This is a genomic window from Salmonella sp. NW1250, assembly GCF_051812965.1.
Classification (GTDB): domain Bacteria; phylum Pseudomonadota; class Gammaproteobacteria; order Enterobacterales; family Enterobacteriaceae; genus Salmonella; species Salmonella enterica.
This window is the reverse complement of sequence record NZ_JAMNDD010000007.1, coordinates 165,974-183,718: the sequence shown is the minus strand read 5'-3', so window position 1 is coordinate 183,718 and position 17,745 is coordinate 165,974. Positions and strand designations below refer to the sequence as shown.

The following is a 17,745-nucleotide window of genomic DNA, read 5'->3' as shown; positions in this document are numbered from 1 at the left end:
TATTTGTTACACATAGAGGAGATCAATGTAATAACAGTATTTGTGCGGTTGCTGTTATGGAAAACGATAAAAAATCGCCATTAAAGATAATGGCGCAATCTGGATGAGACCTCTATGGCAAGGAAAACACTACGCGCACGCCGTTTCTTCAGCCTTATATTTCCTTTTTTCTTCATTACCTCTGTTTACGCTGAGCAAACGCCTGAATCCGCAAAAACCGTTACTGTTGAAGCGAAAAATGAAATGTTCGCGCCTCAACACCCCGACCAATATCAGTCATGGAAAGCGACGTCAGAACAGTCTGCCCGTGAAGATGCGCTGGCGGAAGACCCTCGTCTGGTGATCCTGTGGGCGGGCTATCCCTTCTCCCGTGATTACAACAAACCACGCGGCCACGCGTATGCGGTAACTGACGTGCGCGAAACACTGCGTACCGGCGCGCCAAAAACGGCGGAAGACGGCCCGCTGCCGATGGCCTGCTGGAGTTGTAAAAGCCCCGATGTCGCGCGCCTTATCCAACAAGAAGGCGAAGACGGCTACTTCCATGGCAAATGGGCGCGCGGCGGCCCGGAAATTGTCAACGATTTGGGCTGTGCCGACTGTCATAACACCGCGTCGGACGATTTCGCCCAGGGGAAGCCAGCGTTAACGTTGTCGCGCCCCTATGCCGAACGGGCGATGGAGGCTATCGGCAAACCGTTTGAGAAAGCCGGTCGCTTTGATCAGCAATCAATGGTCTGCGGTCAGTGCCACGTGGAGTACTACTTTGACGGTAAAAACAAAGCCGTTAAGTTCCCGTGGGATGAGGGCATGAAGGTCGAAAATATGGAGCAATACTACGACACTATCGCCTTCTCTGACTGGACTAACTCTCTGTCGAAAACCCCGATGCTCAAAGCGCAGCACCCGGAATATGAAACCTGGAGCGCGGGCATTCACGGTAAGAACAACGTGACCTGTATCGACTGCCACATGCCGAAAGTACAGAACGCCGAAGGCAAGCTCTACACCGACCATAAAATCGGCAACCCGTTCGACAATTTCGCGCAAACCTGCGCCAACTGCCACACCCAGGACAAAGCGTCCCTGCAAAAAGTGGTCGCCGAGCGTAAACAGGCGATTCATGACCTGAAAATCAAGGTTGAAGATCAGCTGGTACATGCGCACTTCGAAGCGAAAGCCGCATGGGATGCGGGGGCGACAGACGCGGAAATGAAACCGATTCTGAACGATATTCGCCACGCGCAGTGGCGTTGGGATCTGGCGATTGCGTCACACGGTATTCATATGCATGCCCCGGAAGAAGGTCTACGGATGTTAGGCAGTGCGATGGATAAAGCCGCGGATGCCCGAACTAAACTGGCGCGACTGCTGGCGACCAAAGGCATTACCCATGAAATTCCGCTGCCGGATATTTCGACGAAAGAGAAGGCGCAGAAAGCGATTGGTTTGAATATGCAACAAATCAACGCGGAGAAGCAGGACTTCCTGAAAACGGTCGTACCGCAGTGGGAAGATCAGGCGCGTAAAAACGGTCTGTTAAGCCAATAACCTCACATGTGACAAATTTGCCGGATGACAGCGCAAGCGCTTTATCCGGCCTACAGAAGTCTTGTAGGCCTTAAAGCTGCGCGCCATCAGGCATTATGTAATGGAGTGAATATGAGCGTATTACGTTCGTTATTAACTGCTGGGGTGCTGGCGTCAGGCCTGTTCTGGAGCCTGAGTGGAATCACTGCCACGCCAACGCCGCAGGAGTCGGATCAACGCTGGACGGTCACCCAGCAGCGTAATCCGGATGCTGCCTGTCTGGACTGTCACAAGCCGGACATCGAAGGTATGCACGGTAAACATACGGGCGCTATCAACCCGAACAATAAATTGCCGATAACCTGTACCAACTGCCACGGTCAACCATCGCTTCACCACCGTGAAGGGGTGAAAGATGTGATGCGTTTTAACGACCCGATGTATACGGTAGAGCAGCAGAACAGCGTCTGTATGTCCTGCCACTTGCCTGAACAACTGCAAAAAGCGTTCTGGCCGCACGATGTTCATGTTACTAAAGTGACCTGCGCCAGTTGCCATTCCCTGCATCCGCAGCAAGACACGATGCAGACGCTAAGCGAGAAAGGGCGGATCAAAATATGCGTGGATTGCCACAGCGATCAGCGTACTAACCCGCACTTTAACCCGGCGTCCGTTCCGTTGCTTAAGGAGCAGCCATGAGTTGCACCCGACGTCAATTTATTACCCGCGTCGGCGCGCTGGCGGTGGTCAGTGGGATGGCAGGACGCGTTGTAGCGAACACGTTGAATATTAACGGCGTGCGTTATGGCATGGTACACGATGAGTCATTATGCATCGGCTGCACGGCCTGCATGGATGCCTGTCGGGAAGTCAACAACGTGCCGGAAGGCGTATCGCGCCTGACGATTATTCGCAGCGAGCCGCAGGGGACGTTTCCTGATGTGAAATATCGCTTCTTCCGCCACTCGTGCCAGCATTGCGACCATGCCCCCTGCGTTGACGTCTGCCCGACCGGCGCATCATTCCGCGATGCCGCCAGCGGTATTGTCGACGTGAACCCGGACCTTTGCGTCGGCTGCCAGTACTGCATTGCCGCGTGTCCCTACCGCGTGCGCTTTATCCATCCGGTCAGTAAGACGGCGGATAAATGCGATTTCTGCCGGAAAACCAACCTGAAAGCGGGCAAACAGCCCGCCTGCGTTGAGTCATGCCCGACGAAGGCGCTGACGTTTGGTAATCTGGACGATCCCAACAGCGATATCTCCCGTTTGTTGCGGCAAAAAACTACCTATCGTTACAAGCTGGCGCTGGGCACAAAACCGAAGGTCTACCGCGTTCCCTTTAACTATGGGGAGGTGAGCCAATGACATCCGCTTCTGCATTTCATTTTGCATCACTGGTGTGGGACTGGCCCATCGCCATCTATCTGTTTCTGATTGGCATCTCCGCCGGACTGGTTACGTTGGCGATTCTGCTGCGCCGCTTCCATCCGGAGGCGGGCGGTTCGGACAGCACGCTGCTGCGCACTACGCTGGTGTTAGGGCCGGGGGCGATTATCTTCGGTCTGCTGATTCTGGTCTTCCACTTGACGCGCCCGTGGACCTTCTGGAAGCTGATGTTCCACTACAGCTTTACCTCGGTGATGTCGATGGGGGTCATGCTGTTCCAGTTGTACATGGTAGTGCTGGTGCTGTGGCTGGCGAAAATCTTTGAAAAAGAGGTGATTGCCCTGCAACAGCGTTGGCTGCCGCGGTTAGGGATCGTGCAGAAAGTGTTGGCGCTAATAACGCCGTTTCATCGCGCGCTGGAGACGTTAATGCTGGTACTGGCGGTTCTGCTCGGAGCGTACACCGGCTTTCTGCTGTCGGCGCTGAAATCCTATCCGTTCCTGAATAACCCGATCCTGCCGGCGCTGTTCCTGTTCTCTGGAATTTCCTCCGGCGCGGCGGTGGCGCTGATCGCTATGGCGTTACGCCATCGTAGCAACCCGCACAGCACCGAGGCGCGCTTTGTACATCGCATGGAAACCCCAGTGGTATGGCTGGAGATCTTCCTGCTGGCGGCGTTCTTCGTCGGTCTGGCGCTGGGCGATGACGGCAAAATGCGCGCGCTGGCGGCGGCGCTGGGCGGCGGATTCTGGAGCTGGTGGTTCTGGCTTGGCGTCGTAGGGCTGGGATTGATTATCCCGCTGCTGCTGAAACCCTGGGCAAATCGTAGCGTCACGTTTCACGGCGTGCTGGCCGTTTGCGGCGCCAGTTTGACCGGCGTGCTGCTGCTGCGCTTTTTCATTCTTTATGCGGGACAGCTAACGGTTGCATAATCTGGACATCTTCCTTCCTGAAGCCGGATTTCTGGCGCTGTTGTTGAGTCTCGGGGTCAACGTGTTGACCCCGCTGGCGACGTGGTGCGGGATGGCGCAGCATTGGCGTGGCGTCATGCGCCTGACGATCTGCGGCGCGTGGACGGCGTTCACGCTGCTGCTACTGGCGTTTGCGATTCTGGTTAGCTGTTTTCTGACCAGCGATTTTTCGGTCGTTTATGTTGCGCAGCATAGCCATAGTCAATTGTCATGGGGACTGAAACTGGCGGCGGTATGGGGCGGTCATGAAGGCTCTCTCCTGCTGTGGGCGCTGCTTCTTTCGGGGTGGACGGCGCTATTCGCCTGGCGCTCCCGGCATGAATCTGACGCGCTTTTTCCGCTGACCCTGAGCATCTTGTCCCTCATTATGGCCTCGCTGCTGCTATTTATTGTGCAGTGGTCCGATCCGTTCCTGCGTATTTTCCCTCCCGCCATGGAAGGGCGCGACCTTAATCCCATGCTGCAACATTTGGGGCTGATCTTACATCCGCCGCTGCTCTATCTGGGTTATGGCGGCCTGATGACCGCGGCGAGCGTAGCGCTGGCTTCGCTACTGTGCGGCGGCTTTAACGCCGCAACCGCCTGGGTTTGCTGGCGCTGGGCGTTACCCGGTTGGTGCGCTCTGACGCTGGGGATCATTCTCGGATCGTGGTGGGCGTATTGCGAACTGGGCTGGGGCGGCTGGTGGTTCTGGGACCCGGTGGAAAATGCCTCATTGTTGCCGTGGCTTGCCGCCAGCGCGTTGCTGCACAGTTTGTATGTCAGCCGCCAGCGCGGGGGCTTCCGCCACTGGTCGTTGCTGCTGGCGATACTGACGCTGATCCTCTCGTTGCTGGGAACGCTGATTGTGCGTTCCGGCATTCTTGTTTCGGTACATGCCTTTGCGCTGGATAACGTGCGTGCGGTGCCGCTGTTTACCCTTTTTGCCGCGTTAAGTCTGGCATCGCTTGCTCTGTACGGCTGGCGGGCGCGGGAGCCGTATCCGGCGACGCGTTTGGGCGGCGGAAAGTGTGAAACGCTCATTCTGGCGACGCTGCTGCTCTTTAGCGCCGTCTTGTTGATCGTACTAATCGGGACGCTCTACCCCATGATTTATGGTTTGATGGGCTGGGGAAGGCTTTCGGTGGGCGCGCCCTATTTTAATCGCGTCACGCTGCCGTTTGGCCTGCTGATGCTGGTGGTTATCGTACTGGCGACAATCAGAAGCCGCAAAGTCTCTGTGCATCGTCAGCTTCCGGCATTGCTGGCGCATACGGGCGTATTTATCTTCGCCGCCGGGATCATGGTTTCCAGCGGCAGTCGGCATGAAATCAGCCTTAACCTCAGCCCCGGTCAGCAGGTGGTACTGGCGGGCTATACCTTTCGTTTCGAGCGTCTGGATCTGGAGGCCAAAGGCAACTACACCAGTGAAAAAGCGCGGATCACGTTGTGGCGGAATGAAAAACGCATTGGCAGCCTGCAGCCTGAAAGGCGCTTCTATGCCGCGCGTCGTCAACAGATGATGGAGCCGGGGATTCACTGGAACCTGCTACATGACTGGTACGCGGTGATGGGCGAAAAAACCGGACCGGATCGTTACGCCATGCGCTTATACGTGCAGACCGGCGTGCGCTGGATCTGGGGAGGGGGATTGTTGATGGTGTTTGGCGCGCTGCTGAGCGGATGGCGGGGGAGGAAGCGTGACGCGTAAATTACTCACAGCGTTGCCGGATGGCGGCGTAAACGCCTTATCCGGCCTACAGGATGCGCAAACCGTAGGCCGGATAAGCGTAGCGCCATCCGGCAGAAAGTTTTTACTCTTAACGATCGTCCTGTTTTTAATCACCTTCGCCACCCGCGCCCAGGTGGTGGATACCTGGCGCTTTGACAATCCGCAACAGCAGGAAAAAGCGCTGTCTATTGCCAGTCAACTGCGCTGTCCGCAGTGTCAGAACCAGAATTTGCTGGAATCCAATGCGCCCGTGGCGGTCAGTATGCGCCATCAGGTTTACAGCATGGTGGCCGAAGGTAAAAGCGAAGCGGAAATCACCGCCTGGATGACCGATCGTTATGGTGATTTCGTGCGCTACAACCCGCCGTTGAATGAGCAAACGCTGCTGTTGTGGGCGCTGCCGTACCTGCTGTTATTGCTGGTGGGAGTGGTAGTCTGGCGGGTGAGAAAGCGTCAGCACGCAGAAGAGGGAGAACAATGAGCCAGTCTGAACACTCCACTGCGCCGTTACGTCCCATGCCCGTAAAGCGTCTGGCGGCTGCGGCGGTGTTGATGGTGGCTGCCTGTGTCGGCGGCTATCTGTTGACGCCGAAATGGCAGGCTGTGCGTAGCGAGCAACAGCGTCTGGCCGATCCGCTACGTGACTTTACGAACCCGCAAACGCCAGAGGCGCAGCTTTCCACGCTGCAAGAAAAAATCCGCGCCAATCCGCAGGATAGCGAGCAATGGGCGCGGCTGGGCGAGTATTATCTCTATCGCAATGCGTATGACAATGCGCTGCTGGCATATCGTCAGGCGTTGCGTCTGCGAGGCGATAACGCGCAGCTTTTCGCCGCGCTGGCAACGGTGCTGTATTACCAGGCCGGGCAACATATGACGCCTGCGACGCGTGAAATGATTAATAAAGCGTTAGCGCTGGATGCGACAGAAGTGACCGCGCAGATGCTGCTGGCGGCGGATGCGTTTATGCAGGCGGATTATGCGCAAGCCGTGTCGCTGTGGCAAACCTTACTGGATGCCAACTCGCCGCGAGTGAACCGCGCGCAGCTGGTAGAGGCCATTAATTTGGCTAAATTGTTACAAAATCGGCAGAAATAATTTTTTCTTTTTTGTGACTTTTGTCATGTGTGCTGTTTAAAAAAACGGCGAATGAGACACAAGTAAAAATTAATTACCTCAGTGTATTATTCGTTTTTGACGAAGTAAAAAACTTTCCATAACAAATAGTTATTCATCATTAACGCCATAAACTCGCGTTATTATGCATAAAAACAGCCAAAAGCCCTGTTATGAAAGGGTTGCGCAAGACGCTATGCAAATGATACTGATTATGCGCGTTAAAAAACTCTACAAACCAACGCAACACAAATCATACCCTTTCAGTATGTATTGCTCTCATGCTTTCGGCGGAGAGCAACGCTTCATCGAGGAAGTCTGTTGTTATGAAAAATTTGAAAGTCAGCCTGGCCTGGCAAATTTTGCTGGCTATGGTGCTGGGCATTCTGTTGGGCAGCTATCTGCATTATCACAGTGACAGTCGTGAATGGCTGATTGCCAACCTGCTGTCGCCTGCTGGCGATATCTTTATCCATCTGATTAAAATGATCGTCGTGCCGATCGTGATCTCGACTCTGATTGTCGGCATCGCCGGCGTTGGCGATGCAAAACAGCTAGGCCGTATCGGCGCCAAAACCATTCTCTATTTTGAACTGATCACCACGGTGGCGATTATCCTCGGCATTACGCTGGCGAATGTCTTTCAGCCAGGCTTAGGCATTGATATGTCGCAACTGGCGACCGTCGATATTTCGAAATACCAGAACACCACGGCGGAAGTACAAAGTCATGCGCATGGGCTGATGGGGACGATACTGTCGCTGGTGCCGACCAATATCATCGCATCGATGGCCAAAGGGGATATGCTGCCAATTATCTTTTTCTCGGTCCTGTTTGGGCTGGGGTTGTCGTCCCTGCCGGCAACGCACCGCGAACCGCTGGTGACGGTATTTCGTTCCATCTCTGAAACCATGTTTAAAGTCACCCATATGGTGATGCGCTATGCGCCAGTGGGCGTTTTTGCGCTGATCGCCGTCACGGTAGCGAATTTTGGTTTCGCGTCGCTGTGGCCGCTGGCGAAACTGGTGCTGCTGGTACACTTTGCCATTATCTTCTTTGCGCTGGTGGTGCTGGGTATCGTGGCGCGCCTGTGCGGGTTAAGTATCTGGATTCTGATTCGCATTCTGAAAGATGAATTGATTCTGGCGTACTCGACCGCCAGCTCCGAGAGCGTGCTGCCGCGCATTATCGAGAAGATGGAAGCTTACGGCGCACCAGCCTCTATCACCAGTTTCGTGGTGCCGACCGGGTACTCATTTAACCTCGACGGCTCCACGTTATACCAGAGCATCGCCGCCATTTTTATCGCGCAGCTATACGGTATCGACCTGTCGCTGTGGCAGGAAATTGTACTGGTGCTGACGCTGATGGTGACGTCGAAAGGGATTGCCGGCGTGCCTGGCGTTTCCTTCGTGGTGTTACTGGCGACGCTGGGCAGCGTGGGCATTCCGCTGGAAGGGCTGGCGTTTATCGCCGGTGTCGACCGTATCCTCGACATGGCGCGTACTGCGCTAAATGTGGTGGGGAATGCGCTGGCGGTGCTGGTGATCGCCAAGTGGGAACACAAGTTTGACCGCAAAAAAGCGCTGGCCTACGAGCGCGACGTGCTGGGCAAATTTGATAAGACCGCCCAATAACGGATTGCCGGATGGCGCTTTGCTTATCCGGCCTACAGCGAAAGAGAATGTAGGCCGGATAAGGCGTTCACGCTGCCATCCGACAACCTGCTCCGGGTTGCCTGATGGCGCTACGCTTATCAGGCCTACAACGACTACGTTCATCCGGCAATAAACATCAGCCATTTGTTAGCGTTTCGAACTCTTCGCAACCGGTATCAAACCCTTCCAGACAGCTTAGATTCAACCAGTGCAACGCCTTCTGCTTGTTCTTTTCAATAAAGCCCGGTTCTCCGTTTAAAAACATCATTCCCGCCCAGTATTCTGAATAGCCGGTACGGGAAATGGCGGAACTGCGTTTGAAATACCAGGCGGCTTTTTCATCATCGGCGGCAATGCCCACGCCGTTGGCGTAAATCAGGCCAAGCAACATTTGCGCATCCACCGCGGAGTCGTTATCCAGATCTTCAGAGGCCTTTTGCAGCAGCGAGATGGCTTTTGGGTAGTCCGGACGCCCGGCCTGGGTGTTGATCAGGATCCGCGCCAGCGTAATTTCGCCCGCTTTACTGCCCGCGTTAGCCGCCTTTTCAGCCAGCTTTTTCGCGTCGGGATAATCCAGGCTTACCGGATTAGTGATTTTGATTTGCGCCAGTAGCGCGCAGGCGTCGGCGTCGCCACTGTCGGCGGCTTTTTGCGCCCAGTATTCAGCTTTGTTCAAATCGCCATAGCTCAACCAACTATCGGCCAGAAAATATTGTGCGCGTCTGTCACCTGCCTCTGCTGCCTGCAAATACTGGCTACCCGGCTCAGGATCTGCGGCATGGGCAAAGAATGTCATAAACAACATCAATGCAAGAAGTAGTTTCATTTTGAATTTTATTTAGGGTACGGAAAAGACAGTATAAAGAGATCGTATGGATAAAAAAACAGCCTCCGGGCGGAGGCTGTTATAGGGAAAATGCCTGATGGCGATGCTAATGCATCTTATCAGGCCTACAGTAGACGCAGGCCGAATAAAGCATTCTGATGCCGCCATCCGGCAGATCAACCCATTGCGCTTTCGCGCAGGCGGGTTTTCAGCTTGTTGTACTCATCAATCACATACTGCTCGGCGGCTCGCTGATCGGCGATCGGCTCAACGCGTACGGCGCAGTATTTGTACTCCGGCGTTTTGGTAATCGGGCTGAGGTTTTCAGTCACCAGCTCGTTACAGGCGCCAATCCACCACTGGTAGGTCATGTAAATCGCCCCTTTGTTCGGGCGATCGCTGACCTGCGCGCGGGTGATGATTTTACCTTTGCGCGAATGAACCCACACCAGCGCTTCATCTTCAATGCCCAGACGCGCGGCGTCGGCGGTATTGATTTGCGCATAGCCCGGTTCATCGGCCAGCGCGGCCAGCGCCGCACAGTTACCGGTCATTGAGCGGCAGGAGTAATGGCCGACTTCGCGCACCGTCGACAGTACCATCGGGTACTCTTCGGTGAGTTTATCGATAGGCGCTACCCAGTCGCAGGTGAAGAACTGCGCCAGACCGTTGGGGGTATCGAACTTCTCTTTAAAGAGGTACGAGGTTCCCTGATCGGCATCCGACGTGTCGCGGCATGGCCACTGGATATAGCCCAGTTCGCCCATTTTCTCGTAAGTGGCGCCGTAGAAATCCGGGCACAGATGACGCAACTCATCCCAGATTTCCTGGGTATTGTTGTAGTGCATCGGATAGCCCATCCGGGTGGCGATTTCACTGATAATCTGCCAGTCGGTTTTCAGGTCCCACTTCGGTTCAACGGCTTTAAAGAAGCGCTGGAAGCCACGGTCAGCCGCAGAGAAGACGCCTTCATGCTCGCCCCAGGAGGTGGAGGGTAAAATCACATCCGCCGCCGACGCGGTTTTGGTCATGAAGATATCCTGCACGATGACCAGTTCCAGATCCTCAAACGCTTTACGTACCGCAGAGAGTTCCGCATCGGTTTGCAGCGGATCTTCACCCATAATGTACGCCGCGCGCACTTCGCCATGCGCCGCACGGTGCGGCAGCTCGCTGATGCGATAGCCGGTATGCGCAGGCAGACTTTCTACGCCCCAGGCTTTAGCGAACTTCTCGCGGTTTTCCGGGAACTTAACGTACTGGTAGCCCGGATAAGTATCCGGGAGCGCGCCCATATCGCACGCGCCCTGAACGTTGTTCTGGCCGCGAACCGGGTTAACGCCCGCGCTTGGCTTGCCGAGGTTGCCGGTCAGCATCGCGAGGCTGGTCAGTGAACGCACGGTTTCCACACCCTGATAGAACTGGGTGACGCCCATACCCCACAAGATCGCTGCGCTTTTCGCGCTGGCATACATCCGCGCCGCCTGACGAATCTCCTGTGCGCTCACGCCAGTGATCTCTTCGACGGACTCCGGCGTATAGCCTTCGACAATCTTACTGTACTCTTCAAAACCTTCGGTACGGCTGGCGACAAACGCTTTGTCGTACAGGTTTTCTTCAATAATGACATGCCCCATGGCGTTGAGCAGCGCGATATTCGAGCCGTTTTTCAACGCGATATGCATGTCAGCGATGCGCGCAGTTTCAATTTTGCGCGGATCGCAGACGATAATTTTCGCCCCGTTGCGTTTAGCGTTAATCACATGATTCGCCACGATAGGGTGGGAATCCGCCGGGTTATACCCGAAGACGAACACTAAATCAGTGTTATCAATTTCGTTGATCGCATTACTCATTGCGCCGTTACCGACCGATTGGTGCAGACCTGCAACCGATGGGCCGTGTCAGACGCGAGCGCAGCAGTCAACGTTATTGGTACCAATAACGGCGCGTGCGAATTTTTGCATTACATAGTTGGTTTCATTTCCGGTACCGCGAGAGGAGCCGGTTGTCTGGATTGCATCCGGACCGTACTTCGCTTTGATGGCGCTCAAACGTTCAGCGACGTAATTGAGCGCTTCATCCCAGGAAACAGATTCCAGTTTGCCGCCACGCTGGCGACGGATCATTGGGGTTTTCAGGCGCGGGGTCAGGATCTGGGTATCATTAATAAAATCCCAGCCGTAGTAGCCCTTCAGACACAGGGTACCCTGGTTGGTTTTCCCCTGCGCCGCCTCAGCCCGGACGATTTTGCCGTTATCGACCACCAGATTGATTTTGCAACCTGATGCGCAATACGGGCAAACCGTGACGACTTTTCTCATCGGTTTCGCTCCAGTTAATCAAATCGCGCATACGCGCTGTCGCCCTCAGTATGCATGTTTTATGCCACTTTTTTAGTATGGGCTTTCCCTGATATTACGGGCGAATTTTGTTCAAAACCCTGACGAAAAACAGGCTATCGTCAGTTTTGACGTGTCGAAAGAAAATGCCGCATGACATTTATTATGGGGAGAAACGCTGAGCGCAGGCCAGATAGGGCGGAGCCGCCATCCGGCAATCTGCTCTGCCTGAAGTGGAAATTATCCGGATGGATGGACTCAAGGCCAGGGAACGCTTTGAGACTAACGCCAGGATAGAACAGGCCGCGGCAGGCAGTTTCATACCGCGGCCCGGCTTCAGAGGAGGCTGAAAAGGATTATCGCGGCAAAAATAGCGGCAATAACGAGATATTTCAGCGCGTAATAGAGAGTGCGGTTTTTCTTTTTCAGCCGTTGCCCGGCATCGCGTGCTGCATGAACGTATTTAAAGATGCGATTAATCGCACCGGTGCGATCGTTCTCGTCGTTTGGCGAACTGGCGGCGGACATCAACGATGCGCCGACCCAGTGGTTTACGCTCTGCGCCCAGCGCCATTTCATTGGGCGCTCAATATCGCAAAAGAGGATAATACGCGTCTGCTCAGTTTTATTTTCCGCCCAATGAACGTAGGTTTCGTCGAAGATGACGGCTTCGCCGTCGCGCCAGCTATGGCGCTGTCGATCAACTTCAATAAAACAGCGGTCGTCATTCGGTGTGCTTAATCCAAGATGGTAACGTACTGAACCGGCATAGGGGTCGCGATGTTTTCCCAGATAGGCCCCGGGAGGCAACTCGGCGAACATCGCCGCTTTAATAGAGGGGATGCTGTTGACCAGCTTTGTCGTTATCGGGCATAACGTTTCCGCCGACGGGTGGGCATCGGAATACCATTTAAGGTAAAACCGTTTCCAGCCGCGCTTGAAAAAGGTGTTGAATCCGGCGTCGTTATTGGACTGCGCGGCTTTTATGTGATGCTGAAGCCGTAGCGCCTCTTCACGAATCACCTGCCAGTTTTCCGTCAGCTTCTGCAGCTCTGGAAATGCCGTGGTATCAAAGTACGGCTGCTTTGCCGGTAACGTTGAGAAGCGAGTCATGAACATATTGATCGGCGCCATAAACGTCGAGTGGTCAAAGAGCTGACGGGAAAGCTTTTGTTTTTCCACACCGCGTGAATGCGCATAAATGACGCTGATAATAAAAATACCGATAATGATTGCTGCGAACATAACGTCACTGTCCTTCTAAGAAAACCTCATCCCGGGATTTTCAGGCAACCCTCCCGGTGATGCCAAAGAGAAAAGTGTAGTTCGTTGACAATAAATTTACATTTCCACAACTTAAAAGGGCCGTTTTTGCTAAAGAAGCGAGTCAGCCCGTTTAACCTTTATCCAGGCTTGCCGACAGTAGAATTGAGATGGCTCCGCTACTTCACCCGGTGACGGCTGATTACGTTATGCCTTATCTCCTGATGACGGCTGCCCGATCACAATGCTTTCGTAAACCGAAAATGACTTTGCTTGTAACCTTCGCGAAGATAAAAACGGTGTGCATCGCGGCGTTTAATATTTGTGGAAAGCTCCGTTAGCTCGGCGCCCGCCTGACGTGCTTCTTCTTCTGCCCAGGCCAGAAGCTGACTGCCAACTTTTTGTCCCCGCATCTGCGGTAATACCACCAGCTCCTGAATTTCGCCAATCCAGTTGGCATGATGGAGATGAAACTGCATATGCAGGCTGATCATGCCGACTACCTCTCCGTTGCGCAGCGCTAAACGATAATGAACGTTGGGGTCCAGTAAATTAGCGGCGAATCCATCCCTGAAAGCCTGATAATCAAGCTCATTTTTAAGTAACTCACAGATAAGCGCGTAAACAGAATCGGTATCCTCTGTTGTCGCGTGGCGTAATTCACAGACTGGCATAATGTCCTCCCGACGCTTCATCAGGATCAACCATCTTTCGCCAGACTGTAGCAAACTACCGTCATTATTTATTCTATGGCAGTTAAACGGCGGATAACGTGCAGCCAAAGATCACTCTGATGGCAAGGGGGAGGGCGAGCCTCCCGGGGAGTTAGGTGGCAGGCTGATGTTTAACCACGTTAATCATCCACGGCACACCGAAACGATCGCTGACCTTGCCGAAACCCTGCGCCCAGAAGGTCTCCTGCCAGTCCATTTCGATTTGCCCTTGTGCGGCAAGGTTATCAAACCAGCGCTTCCCTTCTGCTACATCCTGGGTATCAAGCACCAGCGTAAAGCCGGAATAATGCGCCGTTCCCGACGCGCTGGCATCACTCATCATGATATCGCTGCCCGCAATACGCATGTTGGCGTGGGCGATAGCAGTATCGGGAAAGCGCATTCCTGACGGGCAGCCCTCTTCGTTATCCGCCGCCGAGGGGGGCATTTCACCGAAGCTGAGTTTATAAAGCAGTTCTGCGCCTAACGTTTGTTGATAATACGCGATGGCGTCGGCACAGTTGCCGGCAAAAGAGAGATAGGGACTTAACGGCATGATGGTTACCTCAGATAAGAGATGCTCGTTAAGTGTAGTTCGAAATTGGCACAATATTGTCGGTGGCAGGGCCGCTCAGGCCCGGTAAGCGAGGCGCTACCGGGCAATGACACGGTAAATCAGTTCTTTTTCACGAACTCGGATTTCAGTTTCATCGGGCCAAAACCATCGATTTTGCAGTCGATGTTATGGTCGCCTTCAACCAGACGAATGTTCTTCACTTTGGTGCCGATTTTCAGCATGGAAGAGCTGCCTTTTACTTTCAGATCTTTCACGATGGTGACGCTATCGCCGTCCGCCAGCAGGTTGCCGTTGGCGTCTTTGACAATCAGCTCATCGCTCTCCTGAGCGGGTTCCGCATCGTTCCATTCGTGAGCGCATTCCGGGCAGATGAACATGCCGTTATCTTCGTAGGTATATTCGGAGTTACATTGCGGGCAGTGGGGTAATGACATGTTGGTATCCTCAAAAAGTCAGCGGGGGCAAACGCGCCCAAAAATGGCAGATCGCCGAAAAAGGCCGCAATTATACACAAAATCCTTAGCGTTGTCGGGACTATTGCCGCTTTTATAAAAGGGGCTGCGCCACGCCAGTCAGCAATGGTTTACACTCGAATAACCGCTTTTTTACTGTCACCACAGCGCATTAGGGCGTCCTTGTTTACACCTTTTGACCGAATTGACATATATGTGTGAAGTTGATCACATATTTAAACCCTGTTAGGGTAAAAAGGTCATTAACTGCCCATTCAGGCGTCAACAGGTTCGGTTGTACAGTCCGTAACCGGACAGTGTAAGTAAACCTGCTACGCTTGTATGAGGGATAGCGTTCGCGCCCCTCCCTCCGCTCGACGGCGACGCTGGCGCGGTATGCCAGTGCCCGCCGTATATAGCGCTACAGGGCTTAGCCTATGAGGACAGCTATGCTGAAAAGGAAAAAAATAAAACCGATTACACTGGGCGATGTGACCATCATTGATGACGGTAAACTTCGCAAAGCGATTACCGCCGCCTCGCTGGGCAACGCGATGGAGTGGTTTGATTTTGGTGTTTATGGATTTGTTGCCTACGCGTTGGGTAAAGTCTTTTTCCCCGGCGCCGATCCCAGCGTTCAAATGATTGCCGCGCTGGCCACGTTTTCCGTTCCCTTCCTGATTCGTCCGCTCGGCGGGTTATTCTTTGGTATGCTCGGCGATAAATACGGGCGCCAGAAGATCCTGGCGATCACGATTGTGATTATGTCGATCAGTACCTTCTGTATCGGGTTAATCCCCTCTTACGCGACGATCGGTATCTGGGCGCCAATACTGTTGTTGCTGTGTAAAATGGCGCAGGGCTTCTCGGTTGGCGGGGAATATACCGGCGCGTCGATCTTTGTCGCGGAATATTCGCCGGATCGTAAACGCGGATTTATGGGAAGCTGGCTGGATTTTGGTTCCATCGCCGGGTTCGTGCTGGGCGCGGGCGTGGTGGTCTTAATCTCGACGATTGTCGGCGAGGAGAATTTCCTGGAGTGGGGCTGGCGTATTCCGTTCTTTATCGCCTTGCCATTGGGAATTATTGGTCTCTACTTACGCCATGCGCTGGAAGAGACGCCAGCGTTTCAGCAGCACGTGGATAAACTGGAGCAGGGCGACCGCGAAGGGTTGCAGGATGGGCCGAAAGTCTCCTTTAAAGAGATTGCCACTAAACACTGGCGTAGCCTGTTGTCATGTATCGGTCTGGTGATTGCCACCAACGTGACCTACTACATGCTACTCACCTACATGCCGAGCTACCTGTCGCATAACCTGCACTATTCTGAAGATCACGGCGTGTTGATTATCATCGCCATTATGATCGGGATGCTGTTTGTGCAGCCGGTGATGGGGCTGCTGAGCGACCGTTTCGGTCGACGTCCATTTGTGATTATGGGCAGCATTGCGCTGTTTGCGCTGGCGATCCCGGCCTTCATCCTGATTAACAGTAACGTTATTGGCCTGATTTTTGCCGGTTTGTTGATGCTGGCGGTGATTCTGAACTGCTTTACCGGGGTGATGGCCTCGACATTGCCGGCGATGTTTCCGACGCATATTCGTTACAGCGCGCTGGCGGCGGCTTTTAATATCTCTGTATTGATTGCCGGTCTGACGCCAACGCTGGCGGCCTGGCTGGTGGAAAGCTCGCAGGATCTGATGATGCCGGCGTATTATTTGATGGTCATCGCGGTGATCGGCTTGATTACCGGTATTTCCATGAAAGAGACGGCCAATCGTCCGCTAAAAGGCGCAACGCCAGCGGCGTCGGACATCCAGGAAGCGAAGGAAATTCTGGGTGAGCATTACGATAATATTGAGCAGAAAATCGACGACATCGATCAGGAAATTGCGGAGCTGCAGGTCAAACGTTCGCGTCTGGTACAGCAACATCCGCGTATCGATGAATAAATTTCGCGCTTAAGGTTCGCTTAATCTCTCGCGGGCATACTCTCCTCCATACCTTTGGAGGAGAGCGTCATGAAAAGCTATATTTATAAAAGTTTGACGACCCTGTGTAGTGTGCTGATTGTCAGCAGTTTTATCTATGTGTGGGTCACGACGTATTAAACGCCTGTTATGCCTTTTTCAACAGCACCCAGGCACGGGTGCCTGTTCTTTCCGTACGGTTTTGCAGGAAAAACTGTCCCTGATGTAGCTGGGTGATGCGGCTGACGATACTCAGCCCCAGGCCAATTCCGCCATAACGGCTGTCCATCCGCACGAACGCTTCGCTTAGCTTCCCGCATTTGCTTTCATCAATACCCGGCCCCTCGTCTTCGACCGCCATAATAGCGTCGGGGTCGGCGCTAATGTGGATAGTGATATGGGTTCCTTCAGGGCTATAGCGATGCGCGTTTTCCACCAGATTTCGCAGCAGCATACGCAGTAACGTCGCGTCACCGCGCACCACCACGTCCGCCGCGCTTTCCGGCAGCAACAGAGTTTGCTGGCGCGTTTCCAGCATGGTGTTCAGCTCATCGTAGGAGGGGAGGATCACATCTTCCAGCAGTTTTACTTCCTGATAATTCCCGGAAGAGAATGACTGGCCCACGCGCGCCAGTTGCAGAAGCTGGGAGACGCTATCCATCATCTGGTCAAGACGGGCGATAAGCGGCGCGACATCAACATTGTGGGTTTTTGACAATAATTCCAGGTGCAAACGCACCCCCGACAGCGGCGTGCGTAGCTCATGGGCCACATCGGCGGTAAAAAGGCGTTCATTGTCGAGCGTGGTGGTCAAACGCGTAACCAGTTGATTGATCGCCGAGACGACGGACTCAATCTCAAGCGTGGAGCTGTGAATGGCGATCGGCGCCAGATTATCCGCCGTCCGCGCTTCCAGCTCTTTTTGCAGTTCGGCGAGCGGACGGGTAATACGCCGTACCGCCTGGTAACAAATTAGCAGCGTCAGGCTAACCATAAATACGCCGGGGACGATCAGGCTGGCGACCGCCTCGCGAATTTCGTGCATGATATGGCGATCGTTGTTGCGATTATCCCGCAGCGCCTGCTCGAACAATTGGATTTGCTCAGTGCTTTCATGCCATAACCAGAAGGTACTGATTAACTGGAACACCAGCAGAATAAGACCAATTGTCAGCATTAAACGCTGGCGAAGGGTCATCGCTCTTCGCTGAAAACGCATCAGGCTCAC

15 protein-coding genes and 1 pseudogene are annotated in these 17,745 nt (G+C 53.9%); 9 read left to right on the top strand and 7 right to left on the bottom strand.

From position 1 onward, the window contains the following. Window positions 1-114: 114 nt before the first annotated feature. The 7 genes and pseudogenes from nrfA (at window position 115) to gltP (ending at window position 8,353) form a co-directional block, all read left to right on the top strand. Window positions 115-1,551: an ammonia-forming nitrite reductase cytochrome c552 subunit gene (gene nrfA / locus NBA72_RS14295; RefSeq protein WP_042949327.1), complete on the top strand. Its 1,437-nt coding sequence runs from the start codon at window positions 115-117 to the stop codon at window positions 1,549-1,551. A 111-nt stretch (window positions 1,552-1,662) separates the two neighbouring features. Continuing rightward, a complete protein-coding gene (gene nrfB / locus NBA72_RS14290) occupies window positions 1,663-2,229 on the top strand; it encodes a cytochrome c nitrite reductase pentaheme subunit (protein WP_042949325.1) in 567 nt (188 codons plus the stop codon). Beyond that, on the top strand, window positions 2,226-2,897 hold the full coding sequence (nrfC, locus tag NBA72_RS14285) for a cytochrome c nitrite reductase Fe-S protein (RefSeq protein WP_001278035.1): 672 nt from the start codon (window positions 2,226-2,228) through the stop codon (window positions 2,895-2,897). The genes nrfB and nrfC overlap by 4 nt, the downstream gene beginning before the upstream one ends. Beyond that, on the top strand, window positions 2,894-3,850 hold the full coding sequence (gene nrfD, locus NBA72_RS14280; protein WP_042949322.1) for a cytochrome c nitrite reductase subunit NrfD: 957 nt from the start codon (window positions 2,894-2,896) through the stop codon (window positions 3,848-3,850). The genes nrfC and nrfD overlap by 4 nt, the downstream gene beginning before the upstream one ends. After that, window positions 3,843-6,081, top strand: a pseudogene (gene nrfF, locus NBA72_RS14275) (heme lyase NrfEFG subunit NrfF). The gene nrfD and the pseudogene nrfF overlap by 8 nt, the downstream one beginning before the upstream one ends. Continuing rightward, entirely contained in the window at window positions 6,078-6,698 is a 621-nt protein-coding gene (gene nrfG / locus NBA72_RS14270) for a heme lyase NrfEFG subunit NrfG (RefSeq protein ID WP_042949317.1), read from the top strand. Before nrfF ends, nrfG begins: the two are co-directional and overlap by 4 nt. A gap of 344 nt (window positions 6,699-7,042) precedes the next feature. Beyond that, window positions 7,043-8,353: a glutamate/aspartate:proton symporter GltP gene (gltP, locus tag NBA72_RS14265; protein ID WP_042949315.1), complete on the top strand. Its 1,311-nt coding sequence runs from the start codon at window positions 7,043-7,045 to the stop codon at window positions 8,351-8,353. 157 nt (window positions 8,354-8,510) lie between these two features. Here gltP and yjcO read toward each other — a convergent pair whose 3' ends face one another. The 6 genes from yjcO to NBA72_RS14235 all read right to left on the bottom strand — a co-directional run bounded on the left by yjcO (window position 8,511) and on the right by NBA72_RS14235 (window position 14,529). After that, window positions 8,511-9,200 carry a Sel1 family TPR-like repeat protein YjcO gene (gene yjcO, locus NBA72_RS14260; RefSeq protein ID WP_000771451.1) on the bottom strand — a complete coding sequence of 230 codons (690 nt, stop codon included), beginning with the start codon at window positions 9,198-9,200 and terminating at the stop codon, window positions 8,511-8,513. Window positions 9,201-9,376: 176 nt separating this feature from the next. Further along, window positions 9,377-11,524 (bottom strand): formate dehydrogenase subunit alpha, encoded by a 2,148-nt coding sequence (gene fdhF / locus NBA72_RS14255; protein ID WP_077917570.1) that lies wholly within the window; start codon window positions 11,522-11,524, stop codon window positions 9,377-9,379. 354 nt (window positions 11,525-11,878) lie between these two features. Then, a complete protein-coding gene (lpxO, locus tag NBA72_RS14250; protein ID WP_000457035.1) occupies window positions 11,879-12,787 on the bottom strand; it encodes a lipid A hydroxylase LpxO in 909 nt (302 codons plus the stop codon). A gap of 257 nt (window positions 12,788-13,044) precedes the next feature. Continuing rightward, complete coding sequence (gene phnO / locus NBA72_RS14245) at window positions 13,045-13,479, bottom strand: aminoalkylphosphonate N-acetyltransferase (protein WP_001549776.1); 435 nt, start codon at window positions 13,477-13,479, stop codon at window positions 13,045-13,047. A 151-nt stretch (window positions 13,480-13,630) separates the two neighbouring features. Next, entirely contained in the window at window positions 13,631-14,074 is a 444-nt protein-coding gene (gene yjdN, locus NBA72_RS14240; RefSeq protein ID WP_001131301.1) for a VOC family metalloprotein YjdN, read from the bottom strand. Between the two features lie 119 nt (window positions 14,075-14,193). Then, the gene (locus NBA72_RS14235) at window positions 14,194-14,529 is read right to left on the bottom strand and encodes a zinc ribbon domain-containing protein YjdM (RefSeq protein WP_000056482.1); all 336 of its coding nucleotides are present in this window, start codon (window positions 14,527-14,529) and stop codon (window positions 14,194-14,196) included. 467 nt (window positions 14,530-14,996) lie between these two features. Between NBA72_RS14235 and proP the strand changes: the two genes are divergently transcribed. Beyond that, window positions 14,997-16,499, top strand: coding sequence for a glycine betaine/L-proline transporter ProP (gene proP, locus NBA72_RS14230; RefSeq protein ID WP_000919710.1), 1,503 nt, complete (start codon window positions 14,997-14,999; stop codon window positions 16,497-16,499). Between the two features lie 69 nt (window positions 16,500-16,568). Beyond that, entirely contained in the window at window positions 16,569-16,658 is a 90-nt protein-coding gene (gene pmrR, locus NBA72_RS14225) for an LpxT activity modulator PmrR (RefSeq protein WP_000844399.1), read from the top strand. A gap of 7 nt (window positions 16,659-16,665) precedes the next feature. On the opposite strand, the gene pmrB is transcribed toward pmrR, so the two are convergent. Continuing rightward, window positions 16,666-17,736 carry a two-component system sensor histidine kinase PmrB gene (gene pmrB / locus NBA72_RS14220; RefSeq protein ID WP_001212189.1) on the bottom strand — a complete coding sequence of 357 codons (1,071 nt, stop codon included), beginning with the start codon at window positions 17,734-17,736 and terminating at the stop codon, window positions 16,666-16,668. Window positions 17,737-17,745: the final 9 nt, after the last annotated feature.

Excerpts from the sequence above, each read along its gene's own strand:
- lpxO (WP_000457035.1), bottom strand. The coding sequence starts at position 12,787 with ATGTTCGCAGCAATCATTATCGGTATTTTTATTATCAGCGTCATTTAT.
- pmrR (WP_000844399.1), top strand. The coding sequence starts at position 16,569 with ATGAAAAGCTATATTTATAAAAGTTTGACGACCCTGTGTAGTGTGCTG.
- yjdN (WP_001131301.1), bottom strand. The coding sequence starts at position 14,074 with ATGCCGTTAAGTCCCTATCTCTCTTTTGCCGGCAACTGTGCCGACGCC.
- pmrB (WP_001212189.1), bottom strand. The coding sequence starts at position 17,736 with ATGCGTTTTCAGCGAAGAGCGATGACCCTTCGCCAGCGTTTAATGCTG.
- gltP (WP_042949315.1), top strand. The coding sequence starts at position 7,043 with ATGAAAAATTTGAAAGTCAGCCTGGCCTGGCAAATTTTGCTGGCTATG.
- proP (WP_000919710.1), top strand. The coding sequence starts at position 14,997 with ATGCTGAAAAGGAAAAAAATAAAACCGATTACACTGGGCGATGTGACC.
- nrfA (WP_042949327.1), top strand. The coding sequence starts at position 115 with ATGGCAAGGAAAACACTACGCGCACGCCGTTTCTTCAGCCTTATATTT.
- phnO (WP_001549776.1), bottom strand. The coding sequence starts at position 13,479 with ATGCCAGTCTGTGAATTACGCCACGCGACAACAGAGGATACCGATTCT.
- yjcO (WP_000771451.1), bottom strand. The coding sequence starts at position 9,200 with ATGAAACTACTTCTTGCATTGATGTTGTTTATGACATTCTTTGCCCAT.
- nrfG (WP_042949317.1), top strand. The coding sequence starts at position 6,078 with ATGAGCCAGTCTGAACACTCCACTGCGCCGTTACGTCCCATGCCCGTA.
- nrfD (WP_042949322.1), top strand. The coding sequence starts at position 2,894 with ATGACATCCGCTTCTGCATTTCATTTTGCATCACTGGTGTGGGACTGG.
- nrfB (WP_042949325.1), top strand. The coding sequence starts at position 1,663 with ATGAGCGTATTACGTTCGTTATTAACTGCTGGGGTGCTGGCGTCAGGC.
- NBA72_RS14235 (WP_000056482.1), bottom strand. The coding sequence starts at position 14,529 with ATGTCATTACCCCACTGCCCGCAATGTAACTCCGAATATACCTACGAA.
- nrfC (WP_001278035.1), top strand. The coding sequence starts at position 2,226 with ATGAGTTGCACCCGACGTCAATTTATTACCCGCGTCGGCGCGCTGGCG.